This is a genomic window from Mycobacterium sp. NGS17 (genome assembly GCF_059813205.1).
Genome location: NZ_JCALED010000005.1, coordinates 15,943 through 30,357, shown reverse-complemented (window position 1 = coordinate 30,357; position 14,415 = coordinate 15,943). Strand labels below are relative to the sequence as shown.

Annotated in this window: 10 protein-coding genes; 5 read left to right on the top strand and 5 right to left on the bottom strand. The window is 68.4% G+C overall.

Features of this window, described 5'->3' with window-relative positions:
- Positions 1-51 precede the first annotated feature (51 nt).
- Genes AC5Y7E_RS12650 through AC5Y7E_RS12640 form a run of 3 tightly spaced genes read left to right on the top strand, consistent with a single transcriptional unit; the run spans position 52 to position 2,213 of the window.
- Positions 52-1,530, top strand: coding sequence for an alpha/beta hydrolase (locus AC5Y7E_RS12650; protein WP_499949220.1), 1,479 nt, complete (start codon positions 52-54; stop codon positions 1,528-1,530).
- A complete protein-coding gene (locus tag AC5Y7E_RS12645; protein WP_499949219.1) occupies positions 1,530-1,955 on the top strand; it encodes a DUF6653 family protein in 426 nt (141 codons plus the stop codon). Before AC5Y7E_RS12650 ends, AC5Y7E_RS12645 begins: the two co-directional genes overlap by 1 nt.
- Positions 1,956-1,964: 9 nt before the next feature.
- Positions 1,965-2,213, top strand: coding sequence for a hypothetical protein (locus AC5Y7E_RS12640; protein WP_499949217.1), 249 nt, complete (start codon positions 1,965-1,967; stop codon positions 2,211-2,213).
- Positions 2,214-2,219: 6 nt separating this feature from the next.
- Here the strand turns inward: AC5Y7E_RS12640 and uvrA are convergent, their stop codons facing one another.
- Positions 2,220-5,135: an excinuclease ABC subunit UvrA gene (gene uvrA / locus AC5Y7E_RS12635; protein ID WP_499949216.1), complete on the bottom strand. Its 2,916-nt coding sequence runs from the start codon at positions 5,133-5,135 to the stop codon at positions 2,220-2,222.
- Positions 5,136-5,277: 142 nt separating this feature from the next.
- Here uvrA and AC5Y7E_RS12630 point away from each other — a divergent pair, with 142 nt between their 5' ends.
- Positions 5,278-5,955, top strand: coding sequence for an MBL fold metallo-hydrolase (locus AC5Y7E_RS12630; protein WP_499949215.1), 678 nt, complete (start codon positions 5,278-5,280; stop codon positions 5,953-5,955).
- A gap of 7 nt (positions 5,956-5,962) precedes the next feature.
- Here the strand turns inward: AC5Y7E_RS12630 and AC5Y7E_RS12625 are convergent, their stop codons facing one another.
- Positions 5,963-6,406 (bottom strand): universal stress protein, encoded by a 444-nt coding sequence (locus AC5Y7E_RS12625; RefSeq protein WP_499921818.1) that lies wholly within the window; start codon positions 6,404-6,406, stop codon positions 5,963-5,965.
- Positions 6,407-6,688: 282 nt separating this feature from the next.
- Between AC5Y7E_RS12625 and AC5Y7E_RS12620 the strand changes: the two genes are divergently transcribed.
- Positions 6,689-8,275, top strand: coding sequence for a mannosyltransferase (locus AC5Y7E_RS12620; RefSeq protein WP_499949214.1), 1,587 nt, complete (start codon positions 6,689-6,691; stop codon positions 8,273-8,275).
- A gap of 34 nt (positions 8,276-8,309) precedes the next feature.
- Here the strand turns inward: AC5Y7E_RS12620 and AC5Y7E_RS12615 are convergent, their stop codons facing one another.
- The 3 genes from AC5Y7E_RS12615 to AC5Y7E_RS12605 form a co-directional block, all read right to left on the bottom strand.
- Entirely contained in the window at positions 8,310-9,728 is a 1,419-nt protein-coding gene (locus AC5Y7E_RS12615; RefSeq protein ID WP_499949212.1) for an MFS transporter, read from the bottom strand.
- A gap of 57 nt (positions 9,729-9,785) precedes the next feature.
- A complete protein-coding gene (gene uvrB, locus AC5Y7E_RS12610) occupies positions 9,786-11,945 on the bottom strand; it encodes an excinuclease ABC subunit UvrB (RefSeq protein ID WP_499949211.1) in 2,160 nt (719 codons plus the stop codon).
- An 87-nt stretch (positions 11,946-12,032) separates the two neighbouring features.
- On the bottom strand, positions 12,033-14,009 hold the full coding sequence (locus AC5Y7E_RS12605) for a serine/threonine-protein kinase (RefSeq protein ID WP_499949503.1): 1,977 nt from the start codon (positions 14,007-14,009) through the stop codon (positions 12,033-12,035).
- Between the last annotated feature and the right edge of the window lie 406 nt (positions 14,010-14,415).

Sequence of the window (14,415 nt, the reverse complement as noted above, 5' to 3'; positions counted from 1 at the left end):
CAAAGCGAACATTCGGCAAACAGGTTCCGGGCAGGTTACCGATAGATCACAATGAGTCACGTGACAGCCCCGATGGACAGCGCGCCCGCGCAGTTCCTGGCAAGTAGCCACACCTCGCTGATGCACGGCTGGGTGCCCGCGACGGTCCAGGTGCTCGCCGCGCTGGTGCTGACGTCGGCGATCGGCTGGCGGTCGCGCCGGTGGCGCACGGTGTGGCTGCCGGGGGCCGCGCTGGCCGGCGTGGTCGCGGCCTACCTCACGCACTGGTACATCGTCGACCGCGGGCTTTCCGATGACCCCGCCCCGGCGGCGCTGTGGATCTGGATCGCGCTGACGGGCATGGCGGCGGCGGTGCTGGTCCTGGGCTGGCGCACCGCGCGCCGCTGGCGGCGTGGCGCCGCGGTGCTGGCCGTGCCACTGTGCCTGCTCAGCACGTCTCTGATGCTCAACCTCTGGGTGGGCTACTTCCCCACCGTGCAATCGGCGTGGAGCCAGCTGACGTCGGGCCCGCTGCCCGATCAGACCGATCAGGCCACCGTTACCGCCATGGCCGCCAAGGGGACCCGGCCGCCGCACGGCACCGTGGTGCCGGTGGCGATCCCCTCCGACGGATCGCACTTCAAACACCGGGGCGAGCTGGTCTACCTGCCGCCCGAGTGGTTCGCCACCACGCCGCCTCCGCCGCTGCCGACCGTGATGATGATCGGCGGACAGTTCAACACGCCGGCGGACTGGACCCGAGCGGGCAACGCGGTCAAGACGATTGACGACTTCGCGGCCGCGCACGACGGCAAGGCGCCGGTGCTGGTGTTCGTGGATTCGGGCGGCGCGTTCAACAACGACACCGAATGCGTCAACGGTGTTCGCGGCAACGCGGCCGACCATCTGACCAAAGATGTTGTGCCATTTATGATTTCGACTTTCGGCGTCAGCCCGAGGCGGGCCAACTGGGGCGTCGCCGGCTGGTCGATGGGCGGGACCTGCGCGGTGGACCTGACCGTCATGCACCCCGATATGTTCAGCGCGTTCGTCGACGTGGCCGGCGATTTCTTCCCCAACGCCGGGAACAAGGCCCAAACCATCGCCAGGCTGTTCGGCGGAAACGCCGACGCCTGGGCGGCTTTCGATCCGAGCACGGTGATCAACCGGCACGGGCCCTACCGCGACGTGGCCGGCTGGTTCGCGATCTCGTCCGACGGCCCGCCCGCCGCACGGCGCGACCTCCAGCTGGCCGACAGCGGCGCGATCCGCGTCGCCGGGCGCGACGCGGCCGCCAATCCGGGCAATCAGACCGCGGCGGCCTATTCACTCTGTGCGCTGGGCCGCTCCAACGGAATCGACTGCGCGGTGGTGCCCCAGCCCGGCAAGCACGACTGGCCGTTCGCGGACCGCGTGTTCGCGACGTCGCTGCCCTGGCTCGCCGGCGAGCTGGGCACTCCGGGGATACCGCGGACGCCGTTGCCCGCCGCGTCCGCGCCCGCCGTCGGCACCCCGGTGGTCGTCCCGGCCGAGCACTCCAACACCCGATAGTGCCTGCGCTGTCCGTCGCGCGCGTTCGGCGTGCCGTCTTCGCTCGGCACTGCCATCCGTGCAGCGCATGGAGCCGATGGGCGAGCACACCGCTGATCCTGGTCCCGATCTGGACGCGGCGATGGGCGCATGCGGTGTGGATTGCGTTGTGGCTGACGGTAAATCCGTTGGTATTCGGCAAGCCCGCGCATCGACGCGCATGGTCGACGCGCGCGATGCTGGGCGAAGAGCTGTGGATCAGCCGTCGGCCCCGCGACGCGGCGATGGCGGTCAGCGCGGCGGCGTCGGCGGCCGCGCTGATAGCGCTGTTCGCCGCGCGCCGGCATCGGCTGCGGCCGGCGCTGATCGCGGTCGCGGTACAGATGGCGCTGACGCTGGTGTATTGGCAACAGATGGTTCGGTACTTCGAGCGCCAGCCGCGATAGCGTGGCGGCATGCCCGACGAAGGATCCGCTTCCAGCTCCACCGGGCCCGTCCCGGAATACGACGACGCCGGTGTGCCGACCTTCGAGTCGGTGCGCGACCAGATCGAGTCCCGCTACGCGACCGCGCAGGGCGCCGCCGAACTCGGCGCGGAATCACCCGAGGGCCGGTCGGTGCAGGAACAGTACGACGAACGCCAGCGCGCGGCGGCCGAGCGGCTCGCCCAGATCCGGGAGTCGATGCGGCCCGACGAGGGTTGAGCCGACTCAGGCGGTGACTTTGCGACGCCTGTTCGATCGTGGCGGCGCACCGGATGACGCGGGGGTACGCCCGATCACCTCCGCGAGGAATTTCCCGGTATAGCTTTCGGGCACGGCCGCGACGTCCTCCGGGGTTCCTTCCGCGACAACGGTTCCGCCCTCGGCGCCGCCTTCCGGTCCCATGTCCACGATCCAGTCCGAGGTCTTGATCACGTCCAGGTTGTGCTCGATGACGATGACCGTATTGCCTTTGTCGACAAGGCCGTTGATGACCTTCAGCAGCTTGCGGATGTCGTCGAAATGCAGGCCCGTGGTGGGCTCGTCGAGGATGTACACGGTACGCCCGGTCGAGCGCTTCTGCAGTTCCGCGGCCAGCTTGACGCGCTGCGCCTCACCGCCGGACAGCGTGGGCGCGGGCTGGCCGAGCCGCACGTATCCCAGCCCGACGTCGACCAGGGTGCGCAGATAGCGGTGGATGCCGGTGATCGGCTCGAAGAACTCCGCGGCCTCCTCGATGGACATGTCGAGCACTTCGGAGATGGTCTTGCCCTTGTAGTGCACCTCCAGCGTTTCCCGGTTGTATCGAGCGCCATGACAGACCTCGCAGGGCACGTACACGTCGGGCAGGAAGTTCATCTCGATCTTGATGGTGCCGTCGCCGGTGCACGCCTCGCAGCGGCCGCCCTTGACGTTGAACGAGAACCGGCCCGGTTGGTAGCCACGGACTTTGGCTTCGGTGGTGGCGGCGAACAGGGTGCGGATCTTGTCGAACACCCCGGTGTAGGTGGCCGGGTTGGACCGCGGCGTCCGACCGATCGGTGACTGATCCACCCGCACCAGCTTGTCCAGGTGGTCCAGCCCGGTGACCCGGGTGTGCCGGCCGGGGACCTGGCGGGCGCCGTTGAGCCGGTTGGCCAGCACCGCGGCCAGAATGTCGTTGACGAGCGTGGATTTGCCGGATCCGGACACCCCGGTGACCGAGGTGAGCACGCCGAGCGGGAACGAGACGTCGATGCCGCGCAGGTTGTGCTCGCGGGCGCCGACGACGGTCAGCTGACGCTTGCGGTCCACCGCGCGCCGCTTGGCGGGCATCTCGATGCGTTCCTTGCCGGACAGGTAGGCGCCGGTGATCGAATCGTCGTTCGCCAGCAGCTCGCTGTAGGTGCCGCTGTGCACGATCTCGCCGCCGTGCTCGCCGGCGCGCGGGCCGATGTCGACGATCCAGTCGGCGTGCGCGATGGTGTCCTCGTCGTGCTCGACGACGATCAGCGTGTTGCCCAAACCCCTTAGCCGCGTGAGGGTTTCGATGAGCCGACGGTTGTCGCGCTGATGCAGCCCGATGGACGGTTCGTCGAGCACGTACAGCACGCCGACCAGACCGGACCCGATCTGGGTTGCCAGCCGAATGCGTTGTGCCTCACCACCGGACAGTGTGGCCGCGGCGCGCGACAGCGACAGATACTCCAGCCCGACGTCGAGCAAAAACCCCAGCCGCGACTGGATTTCCTTGAGCACCTGCCCGGCGATCGCCTTCTCGCGATGGCCGAGGGTGAGCCGGTTCAAAAATTCCGCGCAGTCCGAGATCGACAGTTCGCAGACCTCGGCGATGGACTTCGCGCCCCGGTCCCCCGCGGTCAGCGTGACCGCCAGGATCTCCGGCTTGAGCCGGGTGCCGTCGCACTCCGGGCAGGGCACGTCACGCATGAAGCCCTCGTAGCGCTCCTTCATCTGCTCGGACTCGGTCTGGGCCATCTTGCGTTGCAGGAAAGCCAGCACGCCTTCGAAATCCGCGTAGTAGGACCGGGTGCGCCCATACCGGTTGCGGTATCGCACGTGCACCTGGTGGTCGGAGCCCTCGAGAATCGCCTTGCGGGCCTTGGCCGGCAGCTTGCGCCACGGGGTGTCGACGTCGAAACCCAGCTCGTCGCCCAGCCCGGCCATCATGCGAATGAAGTACTCCGCGGTGTGGCCGTTGGACCACGGCGCCACCGCGCCCTCGGCCAGGGTGCGCTCGGGGTCGGGCACCACCAGGTCCGGGTCGACCTCCTTGCGGATGCCCAGGCCGCTGCACTCGGGGCAGGCGCCATAGGGCGAGTTGAACGAGAACGACCGCGGTTCCAGGTCGTCGACCGCCAGGGCGTGCCCGTTGGGGCAGGCCAGCTTCTCGGAGAACCGCTGCTCCCGGTTGTGCGCGTCGTGTTCGTGGTCGACGAACTCGAGCACGACGATGCCGTCGGCCAGGTTCAGCGCGGTCTCCACCGAATCGGTGAGCCGCTGCTTGGCGGACGCCTTGACGGTCAGGCGGTCCACCACCACCTCGATGTCGTGCTTCTCCTGTTTCTTCAGCTTCGGCGGATCGGTCAACGGGTGCACGACGCCGTCGACGCGCACCCGGCTGTAGCCCTGGGCGTTGAGCTTCTCGAAGAGGTCGGCGAACTCGCCCTTGCGGGTGCGTACCACCGGGGCGAGCACCAGGAATCGGGTGCCCTCCGGCATCGCCAGCACCTGGTCGACGATTTGCTGCGGGGTCTGGCGGGCGATCCGCTCGCCGCAGATCGGACAGTGCGGCGTACCCGCCCGCGCGTAGAGCAGCCGCAGGTAGTCATAGACCTCGGTGATGGTCCCGACGGTCGAGCGTGGGTTGCGGTTGGTCGATTTCTGGTCGATGGACACCGCCGGGGACAGCCCCTCGATGAAGTCCACGTCCGGCTTGTCCATCTGGCCCAGGAACTGGCGGGCGTAGGCGGACAGGGACTCCACATAGCGGCGCTGCCCCTCGGCGAAAATCGTGTCGAAGGCCAGCGACGATTTTCCCGAACCCGACAGCCCGGTGAAGACGATCAGCGCGTCGCGGGGCAGGTCGAGATCGACGCCGCGCAGGTTGTGTTCGCGGGCGCCCTTGACGATCAGACGGTCAGCCAACGCTGCCCCTCTCAGAACTTTCCGGCAACTTCTCGTGGCCTCCTGGTAGCCCCGTGCGCATCCCGAACCGGAATTGCGCACGGCGCATTCCATGCTATGTGCCCATACCGACAAGCGAGTTTTGACCAGTAGCGTGACCGGTATGACTGCAGTGGACGACAACTACACCGGACACGTTGAGCCCGGTACCGCGGCCCGCCGGACCCTGCCCGGCGCCACGATCCTAAAGGTCTCGGTGGGCCCCATGGACAACAATGCCTATCTGGTCACGTGTTCCGCTACCGGCGAAAGTCTGCTGATCGACGCCGCCAACGACGCGGACGTGCTGCTCGATCTGATCCAGCAGCACGCGCCGAAGCTGTCCCTGATCGTGACCAGCCACCAGCATTTCGACCACTGGCAGGCGCTGGAGGCGGTGGCGGCCGCCACCGGGGCGCCGACCGCGGCCAACGAGATCGACGCGGACCCGCTGCCGGTCAAGCCGGACCGTTTGCTGGCGGGCGGTGACACCGTGCGCCTCGGCGAGCTGACGTTCGACGTCATCCACCTGCGCGGGCACACCCCGGGATCGATCGCGCTGGCGCTCGACGGCCCCGCGACCGGCGGGGTCACGCAGCTGTTCACCGGCGACTGCCTGTTCCCCGGCGGCGTCGGGAAGACGTGGCAGCCGGGTGATTTCAGCCAGCTGATCGAGGACGTCTCCGCCCGGGTGTTCGACGTGTATGACGACTCAACCGTCATCTACCCCGGCCACGGTGACGACACGGTGCTGGGCGCCGAGCGCCCCCACCTGAGCGAATGGCGCGAGCGGGGCTGGTAGCGGGGTGCTAGGTGGTGGTGTGCACGATCAACACGTCGGTCTTGGCCCGACGCGAGACGTTGGCCGGCACCGATCCCAGCAGCCGACCGGCGATCGTGCTCAAGCCGACGTTGCCGACCACGAGTAGATCGGCCTGCTCCTCCTCGGCGAGCTGCACCAGCGCATCGACCGGCGCCCCGACAACGGGTCGCTCGTCGATGTTCTTCGCGCCTGCGGCGTGGGCACGGTCCTTGGCGTCGCGCAGAATCGCGTAAATGGGTGCGGTGCCCGAAACCTTGTAGCTTTCCTCCCGCAGGGCGTCGGCCGCCCGGGCGTCCTCATGTTGGGGCAGATATGCCGACGCCACGATCAGCTTGGCGTCCTCTCCGGCGATCTGCGCCGCCTTCTCCACAGCGCGCATCGACGAGTCCGAGCCATCGGTTCCTACCACCACAGTCCGATAGGCGCCCATTTACCCTCCCAGTTTCGGTTGGTCAGCCAACCCAAGACAGTAGCGCGTTTGCTCGATACAGAGGAGACAGATCAACGACACAACGCGGCGTGGCGCGTCCGCAATTTGCGGGTTTTGGCTGCGGCAACGGAGGATATCGACAATGGCAGAACATTCACCTGCACGCGCCCGGCGTGGAAGGCATTGCATTACGCCGCTTTTCGTGAATCAACACCCGCATAGCGAATGCGCCGGACGCTTTGTGACCGACTGCATGACCAGCGACTTAAAGTAACAAGCATCATGTCCATGCCCACCCTCGAGCCCACTCTGCAACCGCGTGCCGGGGCTGTTGGCTCCCAACCGGTGTGCGGGCCTGCGCGCGGCAGATTGCTCGATCCCTGGGCGATCGCGCTGTTCGCCACCGTCGTCAGCGCCGCCTGGGCCTGCCGGCCGTCGCTCTGGTTCGACGAGGGCGCGACGATATCGGCTGCGGCCAGCCGGACGCTGCCAGAGCTGTGGCGGTTGCTGGGCCACATCGACGCCGTCCATGGCGCCTACTACCTGCTGATGCACGGTTGGTTCGCCATCTTCCCGCCCACCGAGTTCTGGTCGCGCGTTCCGAGCGCGTTGGCGGTCGGGGTCGCCGCGGCCGGCGTCGTGGTGTTGACCAGGCAGTTCACCCCCAGCCGCGGCACCGCGGTATGCGCCGGAGTCGTCTTCGCGATCCTGCCGCGCATCACGTGGGCGGGCATCGAGGCCCGCTCGTATGCGATGTCGGTGGCCGCGGCGATCTGGCTGACGGTAATGTTCGTCGCCGCGGTGCGGCGGCGCCGGCCCTGGCTGTGGGTCGGCTACGCCGTGGCGCTGATGGCGTCGATTCTGCTGAGCCTCAACCTGATCCTGCTTGTCCTCGTCTACGCGGCGATGCTGCCGCTGGTGGCCGCCAAAGGATCCCGCAGGTTTCCAACGATCTGGTGGGCGGCCAGCACGGCCGTCGCGCTGGGTGCGATGACGCCGTTCATCCTGTTCGCGCACGGGCAGGCGTTCCAGGTCAATTGGCTTTTCCCGGTCAGCTGGCACTACGCCTTCGACATCACCCAACGCCAGTACTTCGACCACAGCGTTCCGTTCGCGGTGCTCAGTGCGGTCATCATGGTGGCCGCGGTCGCCGCTCGACTGGCCGGCGCGCCCGCCCCGCCGGGCGACATCGCTCGCCTGCTGACCAGCTGCATCGCCTGGGTGGTATTGCCCACCGCCGCCGTCGTCATCTACTCGGCGGTCGGCGAGCCGATGTACTTCCCCCGCTACCTGATCCTGACCACGCCGGCGATGGCCGTTGTGCTGGCGATCTGCATCGTCACCGTCGGGCGCCGGGGGTGGCTGATCGCCGGTCTTGTCGCACTTTTCGTCGCCGCGGCCGTCCCCGACTACCTGTTCGTCCAACGTTGGCCGTACGCCAAGGAGGGGTGGGACTACAGCCAGGTCGCCGATCTGATCAGCTCGCACGCCGCCGCAGGCGATTGCCTGATGGTCGACAACACCGTGCCGTGGCGGCCCGGCCCGATTCGCGCGCTGCTGGCCACCCGGCCGGCGGCCTTCCGGTCGCTGATCGACGTCGAGCGCGGCGCGTACGGCCCCAAGGTCGGGTCGCTGTGGGACGGGCACGTCGCCGTGTGGCTGACGACCGCCAAAATCAACAAATGCCCGGCGATCTGGACCATCACCAATAAGGACAACTCGCTGCCCGACCATCAAGCCGGGCGATCGCTGCCACCCGGAAACGCGTTCGGGCGCGCTCCGGCGTACCGATTCCCGGGCTATCTCGGCTTCCGCATCGTCGAGCGATGGCAATTCCACTACTCGCAGGTTGTGAAGTCCACGCGGTGATTTGCCACGCGGCCGGCACAGCGCGGGACTGAGCTCAGCCTCCGGCGCCGACCGGCTGGGCCTGCCGGGCGGCGCGCGTCGCGGCATAGGACACGGCCACACCGGCCGCGCTCAACGCGGTGAACACCGTGAACAGCAGGTGCGCCGCCATCTGGTCCCCGCCCGTGGCAGTGTTGACGACGACACCGGCCAAACCGGCGCCGATCGCCGCGGAGGTCAGCTGGACGGTGTTGATCGCCGCGGATGCGGCCCCGCCTTCGACCGGGTCCGCGACGGACGCCATCGCGCGGGCCGACAGGTGCGGCCAGGCCATCCCGATCCCGATGCCGGCGACGAGCAGGGCGACCGCCCACAGCGCGGCGGTCCAGCCGGAGTCGTCGCCGTGCCGCGCCACGGCACCGAGCCCCAGTCCCGCCGCCACCACCAGCGGGGCCACGAGAACCACCCGCCCGATGGTCCGCGGGTGCTCCAGCGAGGCGCTGACGATCTCGCTGACCGTCCAGCCCACCGCGAGCGCCGCTCCCAGGAACCCGGCCGCGATCGGCGTCAGGTGCGCCAGCCGCTGTCCGAACAACGGCACGTAGGTGGTCACCATCGCCGCGCCCATCAGCACGCCCATGGTGAGGTAGATCCATTTCAGGGGGCCGGAAGTGAACACGCTGGGCGGCAGGATGGCCGCGTGCATGCGCCAGTCGACGACCACGAACACGCCGACCAGGCCGACGCCGGCCGCGAGCAGCCCATATGTCGCGGCGGGGTTGTGCGGAATCTGCGCGACGCTGACGGCCAGCGCGGCCAGCCCGATGATCAGCAGCGACCACACCGGGACTCTCATCCTGGGGACGCCGCTCGGCGGGCTGACGCGGGCCAGCGCCACCGGGACCAGCAGGGCCATCAGGCCGGTCAGAACGGCCATCGCGACAAACGCCCACCGCCAGATGCCGAACTGCGCGAACAGGCCGCCCGTGGTGGGGCCGACCACCGTCGCGACCCCCCACATCGCCGACACCAGCGCGGAGCCGCGAGTCCACAACCAGCGGGGTAGGGCGGAGTTGATGACCGCATAACCCAGGCCGGCCAGCAATCCCCCGGCCACCCCCTGCATGGCCCGGCCAGCAATCAACACATGCATGGTCGGAGCGGCAGCGCAAACGAGGCTGGCGACGCCGAATACGACGAGCCCCAGCAGATATGACGCGCGCGCACCGACGCGCAGCAGCATCGGATTGACCATCGTGGCCGCGACCACCGAGCCGACGAGATACAGGGTGGTCACCCACGCGTAGAGCCGGCTGCCGCCGATTTCTGCGATGGTGTTGGGCAACAAGCTGGTGGTCAGGAACTCGTTGGTGGCGTACAGCGCTACCCCGCCGGCCAGCAGTACGGAGGTCCTCAGATACCTCGCGCCCAGCAGCTCACGCCAGCCTCCGGTGATGGTCGCCGCGTCGGTCACTCCTCTACCGTATGGGCTTTCGCGGCGGCAAGAGCGGCAGATATGTTGCCAGCAAACTCATTTCAAGCCGGCGGCGTCCATCCCCCGCAGTTCCTTCTTCAGGTCCGCGATCTCGTCACGGAACCGCGCCGCCAGCTCGAACTGCAGGTCACGGGCCGCGGCCATCATCTGGGCGGTGAGGTCCTTGATCAGGTCGGCCAGTTCGGCGCGCGGCATGCTGGCCGTATCGCGGCCCTCGAACACCCCGGCGCTGACCGCGCGACCCGGCTCGCCCTGCGCGCGGCGGCCGCGGGACGCATTGCGCCCCGACCCGCCGATCTCCACCGTCTCGCTGTCGTCGGCCTCGCGGTAGACCTGGTCGAGGATGTCGGCGATCTTCTTGCGCAGCGGTTGCGGGTCGATGCCGTGTTCCTCGTTGTACGCGACCTGCTTCGCCCGTCGCCGTTCGGTCTCGTCGATGGCCTCCTTCATCGAATCGGTGATGGTGTCGGCGTACATGTGCACCTCGCCGGAGACGTTGCGGGCGGCGCGGCCGATGGTCTGAATCAGGCTGCGCGACGAGCGCAGGAAGCCCTCCTTGTCCGCGTCCAGGATCGCCACCAGCGACACTTCGGGCAGGTCCAGGCCCTCGCGCAGCAGGTTGATGCCGACCAGCACGTCGTACTCGCCCAGCCGCAGCTGACGCAGCAGCTCCACCCGGCGCAGCGTGTCGACCTCGGAGTGCAGATAGCGCACCCGAATGCCCATCTCGAGCAGGTAGTCGGTGAGGTCCTCGGCCATCTTCTTGGTCAGCGTCGTGACCAGGACCCTCTCATCGGCCTCGGTGCGCTTCCGGATCTCGCCGATCAGGTCGTCGATCTGCCCCTTCGTCGGCTTGACCACCACCTTCGGGTCCACCAGGCCGGTGGGCCGGATCACCTGTTCGACGAACTCGCCGGCGGACTGACTGAGCTCGTAGGGGCCCGGGGTGGCCGACAGGTACACGGTCTGCCCGATCCGGTCGGCGAACTCCTCCCAGGTCAGCGGGCGGTTATCGCACGCCGACGGCAGCCGGAATCCGTATTCGACCAGGTTGCGTTTGCGCGACATGTCGCCCTCGTACATGCCGCCGATCTGCGGCACGGTGACGTGGGATTCGTCGATGACCAGCAGGAAGTCTTCCGGGAAGTAATCCAGCAGGGTCGCCGGCGGCGAGCCTGGACCCCGGCCGTCGATGTGCCGGGAGTAGTTCTCGATGCCCGAGCAGAACCCGACCTGGCGCATCATCTCGATGTCGTAGTTGGTGCGCATCCGCAACCGCTGCGCCTCGAGCAGCTTGCCCTGCCCCTCCAACTCGGCGAGCCGTTCGGCCAGCTCCGCTTCGATCGTCGAGATCGCCATCGCCATCCGCTCCGGGCCGGCGACGTAGTGGGTGGCCGGGAAGATCCGCAGCGAATCGACCTGCCGGATCACGTCGCCCGTCAGAGGGTGCAGGTAGTACAGCGCCTCGATCTCGTCGCCGAAGAACTCGATGCGCACCGCCAGCTCTTCATAGGACGGGATGATCTCGACAGTGTCGCCGCGCACCCGGAAGGAGCCGCGGGTGAACGACAGGTCGTTGCGGGTGTACTGGACGTCGACCAGCAGCCGCAGCAGCGCATCCCGCGGCACCTCGGCGCCCACCCGCACCTCGACCGAGCGGTCCAGGTACGACTGCGGTGTGCCCAGGCCGTAGATGCACGACACCGACGCCACCACGACCACGTCCCGGCGCGACAGCAGCGACGACGTCGCTGAATGCCGTAGCCGCTCGACGTCGTCGTTGATCGAGCTGTCCTTCTCGATGTAGGTGTCGGTCTGCGCGATGTACGCCTCGGGCTGGTAGTAGTCGTAGTACGAGACGAAATATTCAACCGCGTTGTGCGGCAACATTTCTCGCAGCTCGTTGGCCAGCTGGGCGGCCAGCGTCTTGTTGGGCGCCATCACCAGGGTGGGCCGCTGCAGTCGCTCGATGAGCCACGCGGTGGTGGCCGACTTCCCGGTACCGGTAGCGCCGAGCAGCACGACATCGCGCTCCCCCGCCTTGATCCGGCGTTCCAGCTCCTCGATGGCGGCCGGCTGGTCCCCGGCGGGATCGTGCGGGCTGACGACCTCGAAGTCGCCGCCGACGCGCACGACGTCGTCGACAGCGCGATACTCCGAATGCGCTACTACGGGGTGCTCCGTGGCGAACGCCATGGCACCAGGGTAGAACCGATCACCGACAAGTGTCGGCGAGCTGGTCGCGGTAGCGGATTCGGGGCTCGCCTGGTGGTACCCGGGAAACTACCCCGCCGGCCGCGTCCAGGTCCGGGTGATCGGATCGCATTGCAGCAGGTAGCCGTCGCTGGACGTGCTCATGGCGAACACCGGCGTGCCCGGCCGGTCACACGAGCTGCCGGCGGCGTGCGCCCCCATCGTGATCGGCGCCTTGGCCCAGCTGCTGCCCTCGCAGACGATCTCCTCGCTGTTGGTCGGGTCGTAGGCGACCTTGCCGACGTCGCCGCACGGCCCGCCGAGCACCGGCGGCGCCGGGGCGGATGCGGTGGTCGAGGCATTGATCGCCTGGTTGGGGTCGCTCAACGTGACCTTGGCGGGCGTCTGGCCGGTCCGGGTGGCCACCACGGGCACCCGCACCACCGCACCCTGGGCGCCGCACTCATTGCTCAGCACGGTCTCGGTCAAGGTGCCGCGCAGCGTGCCGTCGGCCTGCGGCGCCAGCGACCACCCGATGGTTTCCTGCTGGGTGGCCGCGACCGGGCCATTGGGCGGGGTGCAGCCCACCCGCCGCTGGGTCGGAGTGCCCTGCCAGTAGCCGCCGACGAAGCGCAGGGTGTCGCTCTGCCCGCCGTCGGTGGTGTCGACGAGTTGGTGGGTGGCGTCGTCCAGCTGGGTGCCGGTGGCCGCACATCCGTCGGTTGTGCATACCGACCGGAAGGCCCACCAGCTGGTGGCGGCCCCGCCGTGCCGGATCGAGACGCCATTGGTGGTGCGCTTGGTCTGGTCGTAGTCCAGCCGGTAAGTCCCGTTGAGCACCGGTCCGCGCACCGGCCCGCCGGGGGCCGGTGCGGCGCTCGGGGCCGGGACGGAGGGTTTCGACGCGAGCGCGGGGTTGGCCGGGCGCGTGTCGGGCTGCACGGAGTAGAGGATCGACCAGGTCGCCGCGACGGCGATGAGCACCGCGCACACCAGCGCGGCCGCCCACCGGGCCTTCGACGAAAACCGTTGGGCCAGGCCGACGACGGCGCCGCCCGGCCCGCGCCGGCGATGCGGCGACGAGACGGCGGCACGGGCCCCGGCCCCGCCACCGAGTTCGGCGCCGCCATTTAGTGACTCGCGGACGGCGGTGGCGAACGCGCGGCAGCGCTCGAACCGCTCCTCGGGCCGTTTGGCGAGGGCCCGAAGAAACACCTCGTCGAGCGCCGCCAGGTCGGGCCGGAAATCGCTGAGCCGCGGCGGATCCCCGTGCAGGTGCTGACTGATCACCGCGATCGGGTTCGAATGCTGAAACGGAGGTGCTCCGGTGAGAAGATGGAAAGCCGTTGCGGCCAAAGCATATTGGTCTGCCCGGCCGTCGATGGGAGAACCCGTCAGCTGCTCGGGCGCGGCATACGCCACCGTGCCCACCGCGACGTTGGTTTCGGTGATCCCGCTGATATCCCCGAGGTGACGTGCCACACCGAAGTCCGCCAACAGGATTCGACGCTCTCCCTCTTCGGGATGGGTGAGCAGTATGTTGGCGGGCTTGACGTCGCGATGCAGCAGGCCGCGATCGTGCGCGTAGTCCAGCGCGCCCGCGACCGCTTGCACGATGGCGCACACCTCGCGGGTCGGCATCCCCTCCGCGTAGTTCTCCTTGACCAGCCGCGAGGCATCGGTGCCCTCGACGTAGTCCATCGAAATCCACAGATGCCCGTTGAATTCGCCCCGGTCGTGCACACCGACGATGTGGGGGTGCCACAGCGTCGCCGCGAGATCGGCCTCCCGATTGAATCTGTCGCGGAACTCGGGGTCGGCGGTCACCGCCTCGGCGAGCACCTTGATCACGTCACGGCGGGGCAGCCTGGGATGCAGCGCGAGATAGACCTCGGCCATTCCGCCGGCGCCAAGCTGCCGCAGAATCGTGTAGCCGGCGAACGACGCGCCGTTAGATACCGCCAGGCGCGCCGCAGAGGACTCGTTTCTCTGTTGTGCCACCATGGGTTCCGCGTTCGGTGCCGAATCGACGCGCGGTATGCGGCGGAACAGCTGACCGATGGGCATGGCCGGCAACGAGTGAAAACCGGCGCGCAACGCCCCACCGGCTTGTCGCGGATTGCTCAGCAGCTGCCGCCCGGCGCCGATGCGCCGGGTGGTCCCCTTGTGCTCGTTCGTCAACGCCTCGCCCCCTCGTGTCCCGGCACCGCCCGGGTGTCGCCCGCGTGTGATGCGGATCGCACACCACGGGCTGCGCATCGCGATTGGGCCCTCTATTCCGTCTTGCAGTCTGCCGATACGACACTGTGCTCGGCACGCACGGACACAATCGAAGATTGCAGCCTCCCGATCGAATAATGCCGCACAGCAGTGGGCGATTCGTCGCAGCAGGCTATGAATGCGCTATGAGTCGCGGCGCAGAAACAAAGCGAAGTCACAGCCGGGTCCAATACAGAGCACTGTCAACTCGGGC